This window comes from Streptomyces sp. NPDC050560 (assembly GCF_044457285.1).
GTDB lineage: Bacteria > Actinomycetota > Actinomycetes > Streptomycetales > Streptomycetaceae > Streptomyces.
The window spans coordinates 81255-101017 of sequence record NZ_JBITGT010000016.1; the positions used below are offsets into that span (position 1 = coordinate 81255).

The following is a 19763-nucleotide window of genomic DNA, read 5'->3' on the forward strand; positions in this document are numbered from 1 at the left end:
ACGCTGGGGACGGTACGCGGTCCTTAGTGGACATCACGCGCGTACGGCACACGTGACGACGGACATCTTCATATTCCGACAGGGGAGCGCCACAGCGCTGAGAGTGCGGCATACGCTCGGACGAGCGGACAGGCCGCAGACCCTCTGAACCTCGCCCGGGTCATTCCGGGTAGGAAGTTCGGACCTACTCAAGCTGTTGCGCCCTGCCCACGCCCGCGACGGGGCCGCACCCGCAGCGGGTGCGAAGGGCGGGGCCGCGTCTCTTCCTGGACACCCAGGAGGACAAACAATGGGCACCACAAGAAGGATCTCGGCCGTCGTACTGGCGGCCGGACTCGGCGTCGGCACGCTCGGCGCGTGCTCCGACTCGGACTCCGGCAGCGACGCGGCAGGCGGCTCCGGGGACTCCAAGACCGTCACCCTCGTCAGCCACGACTCCTTCGCGGCGTCCAAGAGCGTGCTCGCCGACTTCCAGAAGACCACCGGCTACAAGCTGCGGGTCCTCAAGGACGGCGACGCCGGGCAAGCCGTCAACAAGGCGATCCTCACCAAGGACCACCCCCAGGGAGACGTCTTTTTCGGCGTCGACAACACCCTGCTGTCGCGCGCCCTGGACAACGGCCTGTTCCAGACCTACGAGGCCAAGGGCGCCGGTCAGGTCAAGGCCCAGTACCGCGTCGACCAGGACAAGAACCGCGTGACTCCCATCGATACCGGCAGCATCTGCGTCAACTACGACAAGAAGTACTTCACCGGCCACAAGATCCAGCCGCCCAGGACCTACGCCGACCTCGCCAAACCGGCGTACAAGAACCTCCTCGTCACCGAGAACGCCGCCACCTCCTCGCCGGGCCTCGGCTTTCTCCTCGGCAGCGCGGCCCAGTACGGCGACAACGGCTGGCAGACCTACTGGAAGAAGCTCAAGGCGAACGGCGTCAAGGTCGTCGACAGCTGGGAGCAGGCGTACAACACCGAGTTCTCCGGCTCCGCGGGCGGCAAGAAGGCCAAGGGCGACCGGCCCCTCGTCGTGTCCTACGCCTCCTCGCCGCCTTCTGAGGCCATCTACGCCGACCCGCAGCCCGCGCAAGCGCCCACGGGCGTCTCCTCCGGCACCTGCTTCCAGCAGACCGAGTACGCCGGCCTCCTCAGCAACGCCCACAACACCAAGGGCGGCAAGGCGTTCCTGGACTTCCTGATCACCAAGAAGTTCCAGGACGACATGCCGCTCAACATGTTCGTCGACCCCGTCGTGAACGGAGCCCAACCCCCCGCCTCGTACCGCAAGTACGCCGTCCAGGTGACGGACCCGCACACCATGGCGCCGAGCCGCATCGCCGACCACCGGGACGACTGGGTCGACTCGTGGACCGCACTCGTACTGAAGTGAGGACCGGAGGACGTAGCGCCGGGACGTCGCGGGCGGACGTCGCGCGCGGAGCGCTCATGACGGTGCCCGTCGTGTTCTTCGCGGCCTTCTTCGCCTACCCCGTCGTCGCGATCGTGGGACGCGGACTGAACACCGGCGACGGGCCGCGGCCCGGCAGGATCTGGGACGTGCTGGGCCGCCCCGGGATCGGCGACGTCCTCTGGTTCACGACATGGCAGGCGCTCGCCTCCACGGCGCTGACGCTCGCGATCGCCCTGCCCGGCGCCTACGTCTTCGCCCGCTTCGACTTCCCCGGCAAGCGGCTGCTGCGCGCCGCCGTCACGGTGCCCTTCGTACTGCCCACCGTCGTCGCGGGAACGGCGTTCCTGGCCCTCCTCGGCCACGGCGGCCTCCTCGACGAGCTGTGGGGCGTACGGCTCGACACGACCGTCTGGGCGATCCTGCTCGCCCATGTCTTCTTCAACTACGCCGTGGTCGTCCGCACCGTCGGCGGGCTGTGGGCTCAGCTCGACCCGCGCCAGGAGGACGCTGCGCGTGTCCTGGGAGCCTCCCGCTGGGCGGCGTGGCGCAGAGTCACGCTCCCCGCCCTCGCCCCCGCCGTGGCGGCCGCGGCGCTGATGGTCTTCTTGTTCACGTTCACGTCGTTCGGCGTCGTACAGATCCTGGGCGGCCCCGCCTACTCCACCGTCGAGGTCGAGATCTACCGCCAGACCGCCGAACTCTTCGACCTGCCGACGGCCGCGGTGCTCACCCTCGTGCAGTTTGTCGCGGTGGGCCTCGTTCTCGCCGTCCACGCGTGGACGGTGCGGCGCCGCGAGGGCGCCCTCAGGCTCGTGGACGCCGCCACGACGTCGCACCGGCCCCGTGGCGCCCTCCAGCGGACCCTGCTCGGCTCCGTGCTCGCCAGCATCATCCTGCTGCTCCTGCTGCCCCTTGGCGTGCTCGTCCAGCGCTCCCTCGACACCGCCGGCGGCTACGGGTTCGGCTACTACCGCGCCCTCACCTCATCCGACGGCGGAACGTTCCTGGTGCCCCCCGTCGACGCCATCGCGAACTCCTTCCAGTACGCGCTCGCCGCCGCGGGCATCGCCCTCGTCATCGGGGGCCTGGCGGCAGCGGCGCTCACACGTCGCGCGGGCCGCCTCCTGCGCGGCATCGACGCGCTGCTGATGCTGCCGCTCGGGGTCTCCGCGGTGACCGTCGGCTTCGGGTTCCTCATCGCCCTCGATAAACCGCCCCTCGACCTGCGCTCCAGTTGGATTCTCGTGCCGCTCGCGCAGGCACTCGTCGGGGTCCCGTTCGTCGTACGGACGATGCTTCCCGTGCTCCGCGCCGTCGATGACCGGCTGCGCGAGGCCGCCGCCGTCCTCGGCGCGTCGCCGCTACGTGCCTGGCGCGAGGTGGACCTGCCGATGGTGCGACGTGCCTTGCTCATCGCCGCCGGGTTCGCCTTCGCCGTCTCCCTGGGAGAGTTCGGCGCCACGGTCTTCATCGCCCGCCCCGACAACCCCACCCTGCCCGTCGCCGTGGCCCGTTTGCTGGGGCGCGCCGGCGAACTCAACTACGGCCAGGCCATGGCCCTCTCCGTCGTCCTCATGGCCGTCTGCGCCGTCTCGCTGCTCCTGCTCGAACAACTGGCATCCAGGCCCCAGCCGCGGCCCGGGAGCCCACGTCGCGGCGCCCGCGCGGGCACCGTGGCCCGCACCGCGCCCACCACGGGGGAGTTCTGACATGCTCACCGTCGACAAAGGCACCGTGCGCTTCAGCGGACACGTCGCCCTCGACGCGATCGACCTCGATGTCGCGGACCAGGAGACGGTGTGCGTGCTGGGCCCGAGCGGCAGCGGCAAGTCGACGCTGCTCCGTGTCGTCGCCGGCCTCCAGCGGCTCGACGCGGGGCGCGTCTTTCTCGGGGGGCAGGACCAGGGCTCCGTCCCGGTCCACAAGCGCGGCGTCGGGCTCATGTTCCAGGACCACCAACTGTTCCCGCAGCGCGACGTCGGCGGGAACGTCGCCTTCGGGCTGCGCATGCAGGGAGCCACCCGCGCGGAACGCGACGCGCGCGTCGCGGAACTTCTGAAGCTGGTCGGCCTCCCCGACGCGCAACGTCGCGGCGTCGCTACCCTCTCCGGCGGCGAGCAGCAGCGTGTCGCCCTGGCCCGAGCCCTGGCGCCACGTCCCCGCCTCCTGATGCTCGACGAGCCACTCGGCCAACTCGACCGCACCCTGCGCGACCGCCTCGTGACCGAACTCCGGGAACTGTTCGCCGAACTCGGCACCACCGTCCTCGCCGTCACCCACGACCAGAGCGAGGCGTTCGCCCTCGCCGACCGCGTCGTCGTGATGCGCGAAGGCCGCGTCGCCCAGTCCGGGACGCCGCTCCAGGTGTGGCAGCAACCCGCCGACGCGTTCGTCGCCCGCTTCCTCGGCTTCGAGAACATCGTCGACGCCACCGTGACGGGCGACGTCGCCGACACCGCGTGGGGAAAGCTCCCCGTGCCGCCCGGCACGGGTCAGGGAACGTGCCAACTGCTCGTACGGCCCGCCGGCGTACGTCTCACCGCCACGGAGGACCAGGGACTGCCCTGCGCCGTCGTGTCGCGTTCCTTCCGAGGCACCCACGTCGCCGTTCAACTGCGGCCGCCCCACGGCCCCCGCCTCGACGCCGCCTGCGGCCTGGCCGAAGCTCCTGATCCCGGGGAGAGCGTGGGGATCACGTTCGCCGCGGAGGACGTTGTCGTGCTCGCTTGACGCGGTATATCGCGTTCGCGGCTACGTAGCGGGGGACGGTGCGGTGGACGCTTCGCGAGCCGGGGGCGGGCCGGGGCGGCGCTACGTCTGCCGCTACATGGCTACGTCCCGTCGCGAACGCGTGCGCGCGCCGCCCGCTCGGCTCCGCTACGTCGCCCCGCTGCCCGCTACGTCCACGCCGTGACGCAGCGGTCAACGGCGCCCCAAGGAGCCCGCTATGCCGCCGAACGGCGCCCCACGATCCCGGCACGCAGCAGCGCCGACGTCGCGGCCACGCAGCCGAGTCACAAACGACTCGGCCTACCCCACGACCCCCATACGCGCCAACGCCTCCGGCGCCTCCTCTATGGAGTCGACAAGCGCGATACGTGACTCCATCGACCGTCCGCGCGCCAGCGCCTGGAGCAGCGGCCACGTCGGCAGGTCCTCGGCCCAGTGCGCTTTGTCGACCAGCACCATGGGGGTGGGTTCGCCCCGGGACTCGTAGTAGTTCGGGGTCGCGTTGTCGAAGATCTCCTGGACGGTGCCCGCGGCGCCCGGGAGGAAGATCACGCCGGCGTTGGAACGGGCCAGGAGGCCGTCCTCGCGCGTCGCGTTGGCGAAGTATTTGGCGATGTGCGCCGCGAACGCGTTGGGCGGCTCATGGCCGTAGAACCACGTCGGGATGCCCACGGAGGCTCCGCCGGAGCCCCAGCGGGACCGTATCTCGAACGCGGCAGCCGCCCAGTCGGTGATCGAGGGAGCGAAGGACGGCGCCTTGGCGAGGAGCGCCAGCGCTTCGTCGAGCATCGCGTCGTCGAACGGCGCCGCGTACCCGCCGAGGTTCGCGGCCTCCATCGCCCCGGGGCCGCCGCCTGTGGCGACGGTGAGTCCGGCCCGGGTGAGCGCCCGGCCGAGCCGCGCCGCTCCCGCGTACGCCGCGGTGCCGCGTTTCAGGGAGTGCCCGCCCATGACTCCGACGACGCGGGCGCCTACGAGGAGTTCGTCTAGGGCGTCGGAGACGGAATCGTCATGGATGGCGCGCAGCATTGACGCGAAGATGTCGCCGTCGTCTTTGGTCCGCTGGAACCACGCGTACGCGCGCGCGTCCGGTGTCGCCTCGTAACCCTCCTCAAGGCTGCTGAACAGCCCCTCAGGCGTGTACAGAAGCCCTCGGTAGGGATCGAACGGCAGGTCAGGCACGGGTGGGAAGACGAGCGCTCCTGCGGAGCGGACCTTCGCTGCCGTGTCCTCGACCATCGGGCAGCCCAGGAAGATGGCTCCGTCCACGGCGATGGACAGAAGCGTCTCCGACCGGCCGCTCAGATCGACGGCCTGGACGCGGTAGCCGCTGAGGGACGCCTGGTCCGCGACGACCTCGTCGAACTCGGCCAGAGTCTCGATCTCGTGGTCGGTGTGGTCCGGCGACGTCCCGCGCTTCCGCGCGTGTTGTGCGGGGACGGCGTCACTGGCGTCGGCGGGTTCAGTTATCGGCACGCGCTCATGCTAGGCGCAACTCTGCCCCGCCCCCCGTGACGGGGCAGACCCAGCCGCTACCGGACTCAGGACTCCTCAAGGGCGGCCGGGTCCATCCAGACGACCTCCCACGTGTGTCCGTCGGGGTCGTCGAAGGAGCGGCCGTACATGAAGCCCATGTCCTGCTTCTCACCGGCGGGGGATCCGCCGACCGTCAGGGCACGGTCCACCAGTTCGTCGACCTTCTCGCGGCTCTCCGCGCTCAGGCAGAGCATCACTTCGGAAGTGGTCGTGGAGTCGGCGATCTGCTTCTTCGTGAACTCCTGGTAGCGGCTCTTCTCCAGCAGCATCGCGATGATGGTGTCGCTGATCACGACGCTCGCGGTGTCCTCAGAGCAGAACTGCTTGTTGATCGTGTAACCGAGGTCCGTGAAGAACTTCTTGCTCGTCTCGACGTCGCTCACGGCGAGGTTCACGAAGATCATCTGGGTGTGCATGGCCGCCTCCCGGCATCTGCCCGGACCCGCCCGGCCGCGTCGGTCGACGGCGGCGCTCGGCTCCGGTTCATCAGTGCGTACAGGGCAGACTGCCGGTCGTCCCAGGACTCATCGGAGCGCGGCAAGAAATGCGCAACGCGCGCACGCGCGTGCCCGGCGGCGCTCTCAGCTTGTCAGAGGCAACGCCGCCAACTCCGCGATCACCCACGTCAGGGGCAGGAAGACCGCGACGAGAACCACGGTCCGTAGCGCCGCGGCCCCGCGCAGTGCCACGGCGGGAGCCCCCAGGCGCAGCAGTTCCTCGACGGTGGCCGCCCGCGACTGGCGCGCCTCGACCGCGGCCATCAGTAGCGTGGCGGCGGCGCAGCCCGCCACCAGCAGTCCGCCGAGCGCGCTCATGGGCCCCGGGCCCGGCTGCTTTGCGGCGTACAACGTCATGCCCGCGTAGGCGCCCGAGGCGACCGCGCAGAGGACTCCGAGAGGTCGGCCGATGCGACGTGCCTCCTGCTGGAGGATGCGCCCCGCGAGCAGCCGTACGGCGCTGGGACGCGCGCTCTGGAGCAGTCGTCCGCAGTGGTGCGTGAGCGCAGGTCCCGCCGTCGCGAGGCCGAGTGCGGTCAGCGCCCACCCGGCGAGGACTCCGACGGACCGGCCGCCGAGACCGTTCGGCATCGGCAACGTCGGGGCGGAGCGTCCCGCGCGCACCGAGTAGGTCTCCACGGCCAGGCCCACGGCGAGCATGGCCACGCCCCACGGAAGGCCGGAGGGCACTGGCGTGGGGGGCTCGGGCCGTTCCGGGTCGTCCTCGGTGCCGGGCCTGGCTTTCCGGGGCCGCAGCGCCGCGGCAGTGGCGACGGAGGCGAGGACGGGCACGAGGGCGAGCAGCGTCAGGGCGGCGGGTAGCGGCAGCGGCTGCTCCGCGGCCAGAAGGCCCCGGGCGGCCCCGTGGTACGGCAGCGCCGCCAGGTCTCCACGCAGGTGCAGGAAGAGCGCCAGGGCCGCTGCGGAGCCGATCGTGCAGCACGCTCCGGTCGACGCCGCCGACACGAGCATCATCCGCACCGGTCCGAGACCCACGGCGCTGAGTCCCGGCCGGGGCCGGGTGCCGGGATCGGCGCGTGCCACGGAGACCGCGAAGCCCACCGTCGCCACCAGCGGCGCGGCGCACCACACGAGTCGCAGCAGCGCCGTGCGGGACGCCTCTGGGTGGCCCAGGGCGTAGCCGAGCGTGCACAGCAGCAGGAAACCGGTGCCGGCTGCCGCCACGGTGACCAGCAGGCGACGTAGCTGGACCGCGAGGCGGGCGCCGCGCGCTAGACGGAGAGCGAGCACGCCGCTCGGCCTTCCGACTCGACGCCGGGCAGCGGAATCGTGGTGACGCGTCGCCCGTCGAGCAGGGACACGGAGCGATCGGCGAGGGCGGCGGACTCGTTGTCGGCCGTGGACATGACGACCGTGATGCCATGGGTGCGGGCCGCCGTCGTCAGCGTGCGCAGTACGAGGGTGCGGTCGGCACGGTGCAGGGGCGCCGTGGGTTCGTCGGCGAAAAGGATCGCCGGCCGGGCGACGAACGCGCGCGCGATGGCCACGCGCTGCCGTTGCGCCTGGACGAGCGCGTGCGGCCGTTTACGCGTGCACGCGCCTACATCCAGCCGCTCCAGCCACTCCATGGCGGACGACCGGGCCTCGCGGTGCGGCACACCGGCCAGGAGCAGGGGGAGCGCGGCGTTCTCCCACGCCGTGAGTTCGGGCACCAGGCCGGGACCCGCGCCGACCCAGCCGAACCGCTCGCGCCGCAGCCGTTCACGCGCCGTGGAGCTGAGCGAGTGCACAGGGTGGCCGTCGTACCAGACCTCGCCCTGTTCGGGTACGAGCTGCCCCGACAGGCAGCGCAGCAGGGTCGTCTTGCCGCTGCCGCGCGGCCCCCCGATGGCCACGATCTCTCCCTCGCGCACCCCGAGAGAGACAGCGGCCAGCGCTGGGGAGCCGCCATGGGCGAAATGGAGAGCGCGAGCGTGGAGCACGTCGTTGTCGGGCGGGGCCACCATGGCGAACACCTCAGTTTCGCTCAGAGCAGTTGATTCCCTCTCAAAACGGCGTGAACTTAACACGGCGCCGCAGCCGGTTTCCGGACCGTCGACGGGACGCGCCACTCGTACGGCGCACCACGTCGCCGACGCGGCTGGTGGACGACACGTAAGACGGAGCCCCGCACGGCGTAGCCGATCTCATCCGGACGGAGTAGGCGGGACTCGGCGCGGGGGTCGCGCCGCGTGCGCTACGTGTCACCGCGTCCTGGGGCGGATTGCGCGCTACGTCGCCCCGCTGTGACACGCGATATAACGCGAAGGCATCTCCGCTACGCACGTCGCGCCACACACGCCGCAACAGGGGCACCGAAACTGCCGAGACCCGCCCCGCGCAGCGTCCATCCTCTCGCGCCGCGCCGCCCGTCCCCGCGCCCCCTACAGCTTCGTCCAAGCCTCCGTAAGGACGCCCCGGATGATCTGCTCCATCTCGTCGAAGGTGGACTGGTCGGCGATGAGGGGCGGGGCGAGCTGGATGACGGGGTCGCCGCGGTCGTCCGCCCGGCAGTACAGCCCGTTTTCGAAGAGTTCGCGGGAGACGTAGCCGTAGAGGATGCGTTCGCACTCCTCGGCGTCGAAAGATTCCTTGGTGGTCTTGTCCTTCACGAGTTCGATGCCGTAGAAGAAGCCGTTCCCGCGGACGTCGCCGACGATGGGCAGGTCGTGGAGCCTGCGCAGCGTTTCCAGGAACGCGCCTTCCTGGTCCAGGACGTGCTGGGGGAGGCCCTCGCGTTCGAAGAGGTCCAGGTTGGCCAGGGCCACGGCGGCGGAGACCGGGTGACCGCCGAAGGTGTAGCCGTGCAGGAAAGAGTTCGAGCCCTGGTAGAAGGGTTCGGCCAGGCGGTCGGAGACGACACACGCCCCTATCGGCGAGTAGCCCGAGGTCATGCCCTTGGCACATGTGATCATGTCGGGCACGTAGCCGAACTTGTCGCACGCGAAGATGGTGCCGAGGCGGCCGAAGGCGCAGATCACCTCGTCGGAGACGAGCAGGACGTCGTACTCGTCGCAGATCTCCCGTACCCGTCGGAAGTAGCCGGGGGGCGGTGGGAAGCACCCTCCCGCGTTCTGCACCGGCTCAAGGAAGACGGCGGCGACGCTGTCGGGGCCTTCGAACTGGATCTGCTGCTCGATCTGGTCCGCCGCCCAGCGGCCGAACGCCTCGGGGTCGTCGCCGTGCACGGGGGCCCGGTAGATGTTGGTATTGGCGACCTTGTGGGCGCCGGGCACCAGGGGCTCGAACGGTGCCTTCAGGGCGGGCAGTCCCGTGATGGCGAGGGCGCCCTGCGGCGTGCCGTGGTAGGCGACGGCGCGCGAGATGACCTTGTGCTTGCCGGGCTTTCCCACCAGCTTGAAGTACTGCTTGGCGAGCTTCCAGGCGGTCTCCACGGCCTCGCCGCCGCCCGTCGTGAAGAACACCTTGTTGAGGTCGCCCGGCGCGTGCCCCGCGAGGCGCTCGGCCAGCTCGATCGCGCGCGGGTGCGCGTACGACCAGATGGGGAAGAAGGCCAGCTCCCGCGCCTGACGCGCGGCGGCGTCGGCGAGTTCGGCCCGGCCGTGGCCGGCCTGCACCACGAAGAGTCCGGCGAGCCCGTCGAGGTAGCGCTTGCCCCGGTCGTCGTAGATCGAGGTGCCCTCGCCCCTGACGATGGTCGGCACGCGCGCGTGCGCGTAGGAGCCCATGCGGGTGAAGTGCATCCACAGGTGGTCGTACGCGGCATTGCTGTGGTCCGTGCTCACGGCTATCGCGTTCCCCACATATAGGTCTGTTTCTTCAGCTTCAGATAGACGAAGCTCTCCGTGGAGCGCACACCGGGCAGGGCCCGGATGCGGTCGCTGATTACTTCCAGCAGGTGGTCGTCGTCCTCGCAGACGATCTCGACGAGCAGATCGAAGGAGCCGGCGGTGAGTACCACGTACTCGACCTCCGACATCGCCGTCAGTGCCTCCGCGACGGGATCGAGGGCGCCCTCCACCGTGATGCCGACCATCGCCTGCCGTCGGAAGCCCACGGTGAGCGGGTCGGTCACGGCGACGATCTGCATCATGCCCTGGTCCAGCAGTTTCTGGACGCGCTGGCGGACCGCCGCCTCCGAGAGGCCCACGGCCTTCCCGATGGCCGCGTAGGGCCGCCTGCCGTCCTCCTGGAGCTGCTCGATGATCGCCAGGGAGACGGAGTCCAACGCGGGGGAGCCGCCGCGGCGTCTGGCGTCCCTGGGTTCCCTGGCATCTGAAGTACGACCGGCCACACCCTCACTCTGCATGAGGACTCGACGCTTTCGCAAGGATGAACCGATGAAATTCGTTGTGTACTGCCGACATCATGACGAAATCCGTAGTCGGTGGGGTAGTGGCATGTTGAAAACGTCACGGGCCGCATTAGGCTGGTGTCTCACCCACTGGACATCGGACAGGAGGCCCGGCAGTGACCACCGAGCTGCGTCGTCTGCGCAACTACATCAACGGGGAGTTCCGCGAGGCGGCGGACGGTCGCACGATCGACGTCGTGAACCCCGTCACCGAGGAGGTCTACGCGAAGGCCCCGCTGTCCGGGCAGGCGGACGTGGACGCCGCCATGGAGGCCGCAGCGGCCGCTTTCCCCGCCTGGCGCGACCTGGTGCCGGCGGAGCGCCAGAAGGCGCTCCTGAAGGTCGCTGACGCCTTCGAGGAGCGCGCGGAGGAACTGATCGCGGCCGAGGTCGAGAACACCGGCAAGCCCACCGGTCTCACCCGCACCGAGGAAATCCCCCCGATGGTGGACCAGATCCGCTTCTTCGCGGGAGCCGCCCGCATGCTGGAGGGGCGCTCCGCCGGGGAGTACATGGAGGGTTTGACCTCCATGGTGCGCCGTGAGCCCATCGGCGTCTGCGCCCAGGTCACGCCGTGGAACTACCCCATGATGATGGCCGTGTGGAAGTTCGCCCCCGCGCTCGCGGCCGGCAACACCGTCGTACTGAAGCCCTCCGACACCACGCCCGCCTCCACGGTCCTTATGGCCGAGATCATCGGCTCCGTGGTGCCCAAGGGCGTCTTCAACGTCGTCACCGGCGACCGCGACACCGGCCGCCTCATGGTGGAGCACCCGATCCCCGCGATGGCGTCCATCACCGGCTCCGTGCGGGCCGGCACGCAGGTCGCCGAGTCCGCGGCGCGGGACCTCAAGCGTGTCCACCTCGAACTGGGCGGCAAGGCGCCCGTGGTGGTCTTCGACGACGTCGACATCGCGGGGGCCGTCGACGACATCGCCACGGCCGGGTTCTTCAACGCCGGGCAGGACTGCACCGCCGCCGCCCGCGTCCTCGTGCACGAGTCCATCCACGACGAGTTCGTCCAGGCGCTCGCCAAGGCCGCCGCGGAGACCAAGACCGGCGGCCCGGACGAGGACGTCCTGTACGGCCCGCTGAACAACTCCAACCAGCTCCGGCAGGTCTCCGGCTTCATCGACCGCCTCCCGGCCCACGCCAAGGTCGAGACGGGCGGCCACCGTGTCGGCGACAAGGGGTACTTCTATGCCCCCACCGTCGTCTCCGGCCTCAAGCAGGACGACGAGATCATCCAGAAGGAGGTCTTCGGTCCCGTGATCACCGTCCAGTCGTTCACGGACGAGGACCAGGCCGTCCGGTACGCCAACGACGTCGAGTACGGTCTCGCCTCCTCCGTGTGGACCAAGGACCACGCGCGCGCGATGCGCCTCTCCAAGGCCCTCGACTTCGGCTGCGTCTGGATCAACACCCACATCCCGCTCGTCGCCGAGATGCCGCACGGCGGCTTCAAGAAGTCCGGCTACGGCAAGGACCTGTCCGCGTACGGCTTCGACGACTACACGCGCGTGAAGCACGTCATGACGTCGCTCGGCTGACACGGGGCGGCGCGGACGCCGCGACGTGGCGCCTGGCGGTCTGGGACGGCGGCGTCCTCTCATGTCGCGGCGCTGCGTGGCGGGTCGCGCTGCGTAGTGCCGCGACACGGTGCCCGGCCATGCCGTGCCGCTGCGTAGCGCTGACGTAGCGCCACCCGCCGCACCGCTACGTCGCCGCGACGTGAGGATCTGACGTAGCGGCCCGCGCGACCTACGTCGCGGACGTACGCGGCGCCCGCAAACCGTCGCCACGCCGCCCGTCCGTGTTCATCGCGCTTCCTCGCCGTCCCGCGTCGCGCACAATACGTCGATGCGGTTGGTGGTGATCGAGTCGACACCGAGCGCCAGCAACCGGCGCATGCGGCGTCCTGTGTCGGGAGTCCACACCGACAGCAGCCTGCCGTCCCGGTGGACGCGCTCGGCGACGGCCTGGCCGACGAGCCCGAACTTGTAGTTCAGCCACCGGGGCGCGACGGCGTCGAGTACGGCGCGGCGTGGTGGCGCGCTCGTGGTCCAGGTCAGGGCGATCTCGGCGGACGGCGCGACGTCGCGCAGCGGCAGCGTGGCATGGGCGTCGCCGCAGTAGTACGCACGTTCCTCGGCGCCGCAGTCCCGTACCACGCCGACGATGGCGCGCACCGTCCGGCGGTCGGCCCCGGGCAGGTCGATCATCAGGCGCGGCGGCTCGCTGCCCGCCGGGCGCGCGGCGTCGTGTGACGTGAGGGCGTCCAGGGCGTCGGCGAGCGTGGGGACCCCGCCGTCCGTGATGTCGCGTACCTCGGCGGAGGAGAGGGCCGCCAGCGCCGCGTCGTGCTCCCACAGCCGCTTCAGCGTCGCGTCGTGCAGCAGGACGGGAACGCCGTCGCGGGTGAGGCGGACGTCGACCTCCACGGCATCCGCCCCCTGGTCCAGCGCAGAACGCAGCGACGGGAGGGTGTTCTCACGGGCACGGTACGGGTCACCCCGGTGGGCGACCGCGATCACAGTTCGCATGCGCCCATCTTGCCCGCTCGACCACACAGCTGAGGCCGAGTGGGCCGGGCAAGACAGCTTGCGGCCCCGGTCAGAAGCCCTCACGCAGCGGCCAGGCGGCCGTGTAAGCCTCGATCTCGGCGGTGAGGCCCCTCTTGCCCTCGGCGGTGAGGAAGGACGCCTCGACGGCGTTGAGGGCGATCCGGGCGAGGCCCTCTTCGTCGAGGCCGAGGAGGCGCGCGGCGACGGCGTACTCGTTGTTGAGGTCGGTGCCGAACATCGGAGGGTCGTCCGAGTTGACCGTCACGAATACCCCGGCGTCCACCATGGCCTTGATCGGATGCTCGTCGAGGGACGGCACGGCGCGGGTGGCGATGTTCGAGGTGGGGCACACCTCCAGCGGGATGTGCTGCTCGGCGAGATGGGCCAGCAGCGCCGGGTCCTTGGCGGCGCTTGTGCCGTGCCCGATGCGCTCGGCCCGCAGGTCACGCAGGGCGTCCCAGATGGTGTCGGGCCCCGTTGTCTCTCCCGCGTGCGGCACGGAGTGCAGTCCGGCCGCGATCGCCCGGTCGAAGTACGGCTTGAACTGCGGCCGCGCCACACCTATCTCGGGCCCGCCGAGACCGAACGACACCAGCCCCTCGGGCCGCAGCTTGTCCGTGACCGCCAGCCGCGTCGTCTCCTCGGCGGCCTCCAGACCTGCCTCGCCCGGGATGTCGAAGCACCAGCGCAGCACTGTTCCGAAGTCCGCCTCTGCCGCCACGCGCGCGTCTTCGATGGCCGTCATGAAGGCGGCGTCCTCGATGCCGCGCCGCGTCGACGAGAACGGCGTGATGGTCAACTCCGCGTAGCGCACGTTCTGCCGCGCGAGGTCGCGGGCGATCTCGTAGGTGAGCAGGTGCACGTCGTCCGGGGTGCGGATGAGGTCGACGACCGACAGATAGACCTCGATGAAGTGGGCGAAGTCCGTGAAGGTGAAGTAGTCCGCCAGAGCCTCGGGCGCCGTCGGCACCTTCGAGTCGGAGTGCCGGGCGGCGAGTGAGGACACGATCCGGGGGGAGGCGGAGCCCACGTGGTGAACGTGCAGTTCTGCCTTGGGCAGACCGGCGATGAAGGCATGGAGATCGGTCAAGATGTCCCTCCCGGAACGGCGCCGCGGGGCGGCGCGGGTGATCGGCTGATCGATGGTGCGGCCTCATCGTAGGCGGAGGCGGCCACCGCACGTACGGGCTGCCCACGCCGTACCACGCACGTGGTACGACGCCGCCCACACACGCGTGTACGCGGTGTTCCTGGCCGCCGGGTGGGCAGGGAAGACCCCGGGTGGCGATGCACGCGAACGGATGGGTCGGCGCCTTAATGCGCCTGACCGCTCCCGCCCGCACGATGGGGCCCCGGAAGTGCGCTCCCCGGTGCTGCCCCTGCCCGCCGCACCGCTCAGGCGGTGGCCGCCTGCCGTATGCGTTCGCGTGCCTCCATGAGGGCGAAGCCGAGCAGGTTGAGGCCCCGCCAGTCCGCGGGCCGCTGCGCGCGCTCGTCGTCCGCGGCGAGTCCGATGCCCCAGACCCGGTCCATCGGGCTCGCTTCCACCAGGACGCGCCTGTCCGTCGCGAGCAGGAATTCCGTGAGTTCCGTATGGGCGCCGAACTTGTGCACGCTGCCTTCGACAACGATGCGGAACCGCTCCCCGGCCCAGACCTCTTCATCGAACCCGCGCACCAGTCGACCGGCCTTCTTGGCCTGAGCGGGGGTCTTCGCGGCGAGCGCCGCCTCTTCGGCTTCCGCGTCGCCGAACAGGCGCGCCTTCGCGGCCATCATCCAGTGCTCCGCCGTCGCGTACTCGACACCGTCGACGGTGAACGCCGCCGGCCACCACTGGCTGAGGCACCCCGCGCCGACGCCGCCATCCTTCTGCGGCCTGTGCCCCCAGAAGAGCAGGTACTTCACGCGCGCACCCGAGGACACCAGCGTTTCCAACTCATTGCGGGACACAGGCATCCCGTCCGCGTCGACGGGCCGCAGGCCGTGCGTCCCACCAGTGGTTTCCATACGGGTGAGTCTGGCAGCGGGGTCTGACAACGCCCATCCGGTTTCCTCGTCATGAATACGACCGACCGACAGATTCCGTTGGGCGACCAAAGAGATTCAACGGATTCCCTTGTTAGGCGGAAGTCGCTCTGTCAGGATCGTCAGTCGTATCGAACTGGAGTCACGTTTCCGAGACCCATGTGAGCCCTGTCCCCTGGTGCGCCGGGGCGACGTGGCCGGTCACCGAGCACGGTCGGACGTGGCACGCCCGGGGGTCCGCATCGCGTGGCCCCGCCCGCTCTCCGGAAGGGGCACCACGATGCACGAGCGCGATCCGGACCGCCGATTCCCCATCACGCGCGCGCCCGCGCCCGTGTCCTCCGGCGGGCGGGCGTCCCTCACACGTCGCTCGCTGCTGCGCGCGGGCACGAGTGGGGTGTTCGCCGCCGGCGGGGCGGGGCTGCTGGCCGCCTGCGGCATTCCGCCCGCGGGAAGAACCGGCGACGCCCCCGCGGACGACCACTCGAAGAGGGAGAAACGGCTCACCTTCTCCAACTGGACCGAGTACATGGATGTCGACAAGAGCGAGCGCCACCACCCCACTCTTGACGACTTCACCCGCCGTACAGGTATCGCCGTCAAGTACACCGAGGACATCAACGACAACGTCGAGTTCTTCGGCAAGATCAAGCCTCAACTGGCCGCCGGGCAGGACACGGGGCGCGACCTCATCTGCGTCACCGACTGGCTCGCTGCCCGACTGATCCGCTTCGGCTGGGTAGAGAAGCTCGACCCGTCGCATCTGCCGCACGCTTACGCGAACCTGTCGCAGCAGTTCCGCAGCCCCGACTGGGACCCCGGGCGCGCCTACTCGTACCCGTGGACCGGCATCCCGGCCGTGATCGCGTTCAACCGCAAGGCCCTCGACGGCCAGGAGGTCCACTCCCTCTCCGACCTCCTCGACGACCCCCGCCTCAAGGGCCGCGTCGGACTGCTGTCCGAGATGCGCGACACCGTGGGGCTCACGCTCCTCGACATGGGCAAGGACCCGGCGCACGTCACCACGGCGGACTACGACGCCGCCCTGGCCCGCCTCCGCAAGGCGATGGACCGCGGCCAGATACGCCGCTTCACCGGCAACGACTACACCGCCGACCTCACCAGCGGCGACCTCGCGGCGTGCCTCGCGTGGGCGGGCGACATCGTCCAGCTCCAGGCCGACAGCGACGACATCGGCTTCGTCGTCCCCGACAGCGGCTACATGCTCTCGTCCGACAACCTCCTCGTCCCCGCGCACGCGCGCCACAAGGCCAACGCGGAACGCCTCATCGACTACTACTTCGAGCCGCCCGTCGCCGCCCGCCTCGCGGCATACATCAACTACGTGTGCCCCGTCGACGGCGTCCGCCCGGAACTCGCGAAGATCGACAAGAACGCCGCCGACACCCCCCTGATCATCCCCGACAAGCGCATGGCGGCGACGTCGCACACCTTCCGCTCGCTCACCTCGAAGGAGGAGACGGCCTACGAGGCGAAGTTCGCCGCTCTCACAGGCTCCTGACGGCTCCGTGACCGCAGCGTCCCGGGGCGACGTCGGCGGCCACGTAGCGGTGCCCCGTGCGGCCACGTCGCGCGCTACGTGCCCCCGCTCCGTGCCGCTACGTATCCCGACGGCGCCGCGCCATGTAGCCCCTGCCACCGCTCGCGCAGTTGCGCCCATCCCTCAACCCCTCAGCCTCGACAGACCACGGGAACGCCCATGACGACCCCACACGGCGGCGACGTCCGCCTCGCCGGGCTCAGCAAGACCTATGGCTCCTTCACCGCGGTGCACCCGCTCGACCTGGCCGTGCCGCGAGGCTCCTTCTTCGCCCTGCTCGGCGCCTCCGGCTGCGGCAAGACCACGACGCTGCGGATGATCGCCGGTCTTGAAGAGCCCAGCAGCGGCTCCGTCCTCCTCGGCGACCGGGACGTGACGGCGCTGCCCGCGTACAAGCGACCGGTCAACACGGTCTTCCAGTCGTACGCGCTCTTCCCCCACCTCGACGTCTTCGAGAACGTCGCTTTCGGCCTGCGGCGACGGGGCATACGCGCGGTACGCAAACAGGTGGCGGACATGCTCGACCTCGTGCAGCTCGGCGACCGGGCGCACCGCAAACCGCACCAGCTCTCCGGCGGGCAGCAGCAGCGCGTCGCACTCGCGCGTGCCCTCATCAACCGGCCCGAGGTCCTGCTCCTCGACGAGCCGCTCGGCGCTCTCGACCTGAAACTGCGGCGCCAGATGCAACGGGAACTCAAACGCATCCAGACCGACGTCGGCATCACCTTCATCCATGTGACCCACGACCAGGAGGAGGCCATGACGATGGCCGACACCGTCGCGGTCATGCACGCGGGGCGCGTCGAGCAGCAGGGCGCGCCCGCCGGCCTGTACGAGAACCCCCGTACGGCCTACGTCGCGGGCTTCCTCGGCACTTCCAACCTCATCGAGGCGACGGTCGGCGGCAGGAGCGGCGACGGCATCGTCGTGACGGCGGGCGGCCACCGGCTGCTGCTCCCCGCCGTACGGTGTGCCGCAGACGCCCCGCCCGGGGGCACCGTCCTCGCGGGCGTCCGCCCCGAGAAGATCTCCCTCACCCACGCCGACGACGCCGTGCAGGTCCCCGAAGAGCGCAACCGGATCACCGGCGTCATCGCCGACACCGGATTCATCGGCGTCTCCACCCAGTACGCCGTGGACAGCCCCGGCTGCGGCGCCCTGGAGGTCTACGTACAGAACCTCGACCGGGACACCCGCCTCGTACCGGGCGCCGACGTGGTCCTGCACTGGGACCCGCAGCACACCTTCGGCCTCGACGCCGCCCCCGGGCACGGAGCGGAACGCAGCGACGTCGCGCTGGACGACGTCGCGGCGGAGCGCTCCGCCGCCGGACGTGCGGCCGCCGGGAAGTCCGCGACATGACAGAGGCCGCCACGCAGCCCACGCGCGCGGGAAGCCGACCCCCGCAGACGGCACGTCGCGCACGCGCGCGTGCACGCCTCGTCCCGTACTGGCTGCTGCTGCCAGGCATGCTCTGGCTAATCGTCTTCTTCGCCCTGCCGATGGTCTACCAGGCGTCCACCTCGGTCCAGACCGGCTCACTCGAGGACGGCTTCAAGGTCACGTGGCACGTGGCGGCGTACTGGGACGCGCTGTCGGCCTACTGGCCGCAGTTCCTGCGCTCGGTGCTCTACGCCGCCGCGGCGACGGCGCTGTGCCTGCTGTTCGGCTACCCGCTCGCCTACGTCATCGCCTTCCGCGCGGGCCGCTGGCGGCATATCGCGCTCGTGCTGGTCATCGCGCCGTTCTTCACGAGCTTCCTGATCCGCACGCTCGCGTGGAAGACCATCCTGGCCGACGGCGGCCCCGTCGTCGGAGCGCTGGGCTCCCTGCACGTCCTGGACGTGTCGGGCTGGCTCGGCCTGACCGAAGGCCACCGCGTACTGGCGACCCCGCTCGCCGTGGTCTGCGGGCTCACCTACAACTTCCTGCCCTTCATGATCCTCCCGCTCTACGCCACGCTGGAACGCGTCGACGTACGGCTTCACGAGGCGGCCCGGGACCTCTACGCGGCACCTTTCACGGTATTCCGCCGGGTGACCTTTCCCCTGTCGCTGCCGGGCGTCGTCTCGGGAACCCTGCTCACTTTCATTCCGGCGAGCGGGGACTACGTGAACGCCGATCTGCTCGGCTCCACCGACACCCGGATGATCGGCAACGTGATCCAGGCCCAGTTCCTGCGCACACTCGACTATCCGACCGCGGCCGCCCTCTCTTTCCTCCTGATGGCCGCGATCCTCATCGTCGTCACCCTCTACATCCGCAAGGCGGGAACGGAGGAAATCGTCTGATGCGGGCGCTCTCCGCGACAAGAACATCGCTGCGGTGGCTGCGCCGACGACTCGTCGTCGTGGCCGGACTGCTCACGCTCGCCTATCTGCTCCTGCCGAACGTGGTGGTGACGGTCTTCTCCTTCAACCATCCCGAAGGCCGCTTCAACTACGCCTGGCGCGAGTTCTCCACCGAAGCCTGGACCGACCCCTGCGGAGTCGCCGGCCTGTGCGGCTCGCTGACCCTCAGCCTCCAGCTCGCCGGCTGGGCGACACTGGGGGCGACCGTGCTCGGCACCATGATCGCTTTCGCGCTGTCCCGCTACAGGTTCCGCGGCCGCACCGCGGTCAATTCGCTGATCTTCCTTCCGATGGCAATGCCGGAAGTGGTGATGGCCGCGTCCCTGCTCACCCTGTTCCTCAACATGGGTGCGCAACTCGGATTCTGGACGCTCCTCATAGCCCACGTCATGTTCTGCCTGAGCTTTGTCGTCACGGCCGTCAAGGCCCGGGTGATGTCCATGGACCCGAATCTCGAACAGGCGGCCCGCGATCTCTACGCGAGTCCCGTCCAGACATTCCTCCGCGTCACGCTGCCGATTGCGGCACCGGGTATCGCGGCGGGTGCCCTGCTCGCCTTCGCGCTGTCCTTCGACGATTTCATCATCACCAATTTCAACGCGGGCTCCACCGTGACTTTTCCCATGTACGTCTGGGGCTCCGCCCAGCGTGGTACGCCCGTTCAGGTCAATGTCATCGGCACCGTGCTGTTCATTGTCGCCGTGGCGGCCGTTCTCCTCGGCATGCTCGTCGGAAGACGCCGCGGGCGGAGCGCCCGAGAAATCCGCACCTGACCG

General features: G+C 70.1%; 17 protein-coding genes and 1 riboswitch. Of the genes, 8 read left to right on the forward strand and 9 right to left on the reverse strand.

The window, feature by feature from the left end; translation table 11 throughout:
• Positions 1–70 precede the first annotated feature (70 nt).
• Positions 71–194, forward strand: a riboswitch (TPP riboswitch).
• A 95-nt stretch (positions 195–289) separates the two neighbouring features.
• The 3 genes from ACIBIW_RS30655 to ACIBIW_RS30665 are packed head-to-tail and all read left to right on the forward strand — an operon-like array spanning position 290 to position 4138.
• Positions 290–1387: a thiamine ABC transporter substrate binding subunit gene (locus ACIBIW_RS30655; RefSeq protein ID WP_399340724.1), complete on the forward strand. Its 1098-nt coding sequence runs from the start codon at positions 290–292 to the stop codon at positions 1385–1387.
• Between the two features lie 56 nt (positions 1388–1443).
• Positions 1444–3117: an ABC transporter permease gene (locus ACIBIW_RS30660; protein ID WP_399340727.1), complete on the forward strand. Its 1674-nt coding sequence runs from the start codon at positions 1444–1446 to the stop codon at positions 3115–3117.
• Position 3118: 1 nt separating this feature from the next.
• The gene (locus tag ACIBIW_RS30665; protein WP_399340729.1) at positions 3119–4138 is read left to right on the forward strand and encodes an ABC transporter ATP-binding protein; all 1020 of its coding nucleotides are present in this window, start codon (positions 3119–3121) and stop codon (positions 4136–4138) included.
• Positions 4139–4438: 300 nt separating this feature from the next.
• Here ACIBIW_RS30665 and ACIBIW_RS30670 read toward each other — a convergent pair whose 3' ends face one another.
• The 6 genes from ACIBIW_RS30670 to ACIBIW_RS30695 form a co-directional block, all read right to left on the reverse strand.
• Positions 4439–5521 carry an LOG family protein gene (locus ACIBIW_RS30670; protein ID WP_399340872.1) on the reverse strand — a complete coding sequence of 361 codons (1083 nt, stop codon included), beginning with the start codon at positions 5519–5521 and terminating at the stop codon, positions 4439–4441.
• A 158-nt stretch (positions 5522–5679) separates the two neighbouring features.
• On the reverse strand, positions 5680–6090 hold the full coding sequence (locus ACIBIW_RS30675) for a VOC family protein (protein ID WP_399340731.1): 411 nt from the start codon (positions 6088–6090) through the stop codon (positions 5680–5682).
• Positions 6091–6255: 165 nt separating this feature from the next.
• Entirely contained in the window at positions 6256–7422 is a 1167-nt protein-coding gene (locus tag ACIBIW_RS30680) for a hypothetical protein (protein ID WP_399340732.1), read from the reverse strand.
• Positions 7404–8138, reverse strand: coding sequence for an ABC transporter ATP-binding protein (locus tag ACIBIW_RS30685; RefSeq protein ID WP_399340734.1), 735 nt, complete (start codon positions 8136–8138; stop codon positions 7404–7406). The genes ACIBIW_RS30680 and ACIBIW_RS30685 overlap by 19 nt, the downstream gene beginning before the upstream one ends.
• Positions 8139–8555: 417 nt before the next feature.
• Positions 8556–9935, reverse strand: coding sequence for an aspartate aminotransferase family protein (locus tag ACIBIW_RS30690; protein ID WP_399340737.1), 1380 nt, complete (start codon positions 9933–9935; stop codon positions 8556–8558).
• Positions 9920–10441 carry an Lrp/AsnC family transcriptional regulator gene (locus tag ACIBIW_RS30695; RefSeq protein ID WP_399340738.1) on the reverse strand — a complete coding sequence of 174 codons (522 nt, stop codon included), beginning with the start codon at positions 10439–10441 and terminating at the stop codon, positions 9920–9922. Before ACIBIW_RS30695 ends, ACIBIW_RS30690 begins: the two co-directional genes overlap by 16 nt.
• Positions 10442–10602: 161 nt before the next feature.
• Between ACIBIW_RS30695 and ACIBIW_RS30700 the strand changes: the two genes are divergently transcribed.
• Positions 10603–12036, forward strand: a complete 1434-nt coding sequence (locus ACIBIW_RS30700) for a gamma-aminobutyraldehyde dehydrogenase (protein ID WP_399340740.1) — start codon at positions 10603–10605, stop codon at positions 12034–12036.
• 267 nt (positions 12037–12303) lie between these two features.
• Here the strand turns inward: ACIBIW_RS30700 and ACIBIW_RS30705 are convergent, their stop codons facing one another.
• The 3 genes from ACIBIW_RS30705 to ACIBIW_RS30715 form a co-directional block, all read right to left on the reverse strand.
• Complete coding sequence (locus tag ACIBIW_RS30705; protein ID WP_399340742.1) at positions 12304–13029, reverse strand: glycerophosphodiester phosphodiesterase; 726 nt, start codon at positions 13027–13029, stop codon at positions 12304–12306.
• 70 nt (positions 13030–13099) lie between these two features.
• A complete protein-coding gene (locus ACIBIW_RS30710; protein ID WP_399340874.1) occupies positions 13100–14194 on the reverse strand; it encodes an adenosine deaminase in 1095 nt (364 codons plus the stop codon).
• 251 nt (positions 14195–14445) lie between these two features.
• Positions 14446–15006, reverse strand: coding sequence for an NADAR family protein (locus tag ACIBIW_RS30715; RefSeq protein WP_399340876.1), 561 nt, complete (start codon positions 15004–15006; stop codon positions 14446–14448).
• Positions 15007–15355: 349 nt separating this feature from the next.
• On the opposite strand from ACIBIW_RS30715, the gene ACIBIW_RS30720 reads away from it, so the two are divergent.
• The 4 genes from ACIBIW_RS30720 (at position 15356) to ACIBIW_RS30735 (ending at position 19760) form a co-directional block, all read left to right on the forward strand.
• The gene (locus ACIBIW_RS30720; RefSeq protein ID WP_399340744.1) at positions 15356–16597 is read left to right on the forward strand and encodes a spermidine/putrescine ABC transporter substrate-binding protein; all 1242 of its coding nucleotides are present in this window, start codon (positions 15356–15358) and stop codon (positions 16595–16597) included.
• A gap of 198 nt (positions 16598–16795) precedes the next feature.
• Positions 16796–17998: an ABC transporter ATP-binding protein gene (locus tag ACIBIW_RS30725; RefSeq protein ID WP_399340746.1), complete on the forward strand. Its 1203-nt coding sequence runs from the start codon at positions 16796–16798 to the stop codon at positions 17996–17998.
• Complete coding sequence (locus ACIBIW_RS30730; RefSeq protein ID WP_399340748.1) at positions 17995–18927, forward strand: ABC transporter permease; 933 nt, start codon at positions 17995–17997, stop codon at positions 18925–18927. The genes ACIBIW_RS30725 and ACIBIW_RS30730 overlap by 4 nt, the downstream gene beginning before the upstream one ends.
• A complete protein-coding gene (locus ACIBIW_RS30735; protein WP_399340749.1) occupies positions 18927–19760 on the forward strand; it encodes an ABC transporter permease in 834 nt (277 codons plus the stop codon). The genes ACIBIW_RS30730 and ACIBIW_RS30735 overlap by 1 nt, the downstream gene beginning before the upstream one ends.
• The last annotated feature ends 3 nt before the right edge of the window (positions 19761–19763 follow it).

Excerpts from the sequence above, each read along its gene's own strand:
- ACIBIW_RS30655 (WP_399340724.1), top strand. The coding sequence starts at position 290 with ATGGGCACCACAAGAAGGATCTCGGCCGTCGTACTGGCGGCCGGACTC.
- ACIBIW_RS30660 (WP_399340727.1), top strand. The coding sequence starts at position 1,444 with ATGACGGTGCCCGTCGTGTTCTTCGCGGCCTTCTTCGCCTACCCCGTC.
- ACIBIW_RS30665 (WP_399340729.1), top strand. The coding sequence starts at position 3,119 with ATGCTCACCGTCGACAAAGGCACCGTGCGCTTCAGCGGACACGTCGCC.
- ACIBIW_RS30675 (WP_399340731.1), bottom strand. The coding sequence starts at position 6,090 with ATGCACACCCAGATGATCTTCGTGAACCTCGCCGTGAGCGACGTCGAG.
- ACIBIW_RS30685 (WP_399340734.1), bottom strand. The coding sequence starts at position 8,138 with ATGGTGGCCCCGCCCGACAACGACGTGCTCCACGCTCGCGCTCTCCAT.
- ACIBIW_RS30695 (WP_399340738.1), bottom strand. The coding sequence starts at position 10,441 with ATGCAGAGTGAGGGTGTGGCCGGTCGTACTTCAGATGCCAGGGAACCC.
- ACIBIW_RS30705 (WP_399340742.1), bottom strand. The coding sequence starts at position 13,029 with ATGCGAACTGTGATCGCGGTCGCCCACCGGGGTGACCCGTACCGTGCC.
- ACIBIW_RS30715 (WP_399340876.1), bottom strand. The coding sequence starts at position 15,006 with ATGCCTGTGTCCCGCAATGAGTTGGAAACGCTGGTGTCCTCGGGTGCG.
- ACIBIW_RS30720 (WP_399340744.1), top strand. The coding sequence starts at position 15,356 with ATGCACGAGCGCGATCCGGACCGCCGATTCCCCATCACGCGCGCGCCC.
- ACIBIW_RS30725 (WP_399340746.1), top strand. The coding sequence starts at position 16,796 with ATGACGACCCCACACGGCGGCGACGTCCGCCTCGCCGGGCTCAGCAAG.
- ACIBIW_RS30730 (WP_399340748.1), top strand. The coding sequence starts at position 17,995 with ATGACAGAGGCCGCCACGCAGCCCACGCGCGCGGGAAGCCGACCCCCG.
- ACIBIW_RS30735 (WP_399340749.1), top strand. The coding sequence starts at position 18,927 with ATGCGGGCGCTCTCCGCGACAAGAACATCGCTGCGGTGGCTGCGCCGA.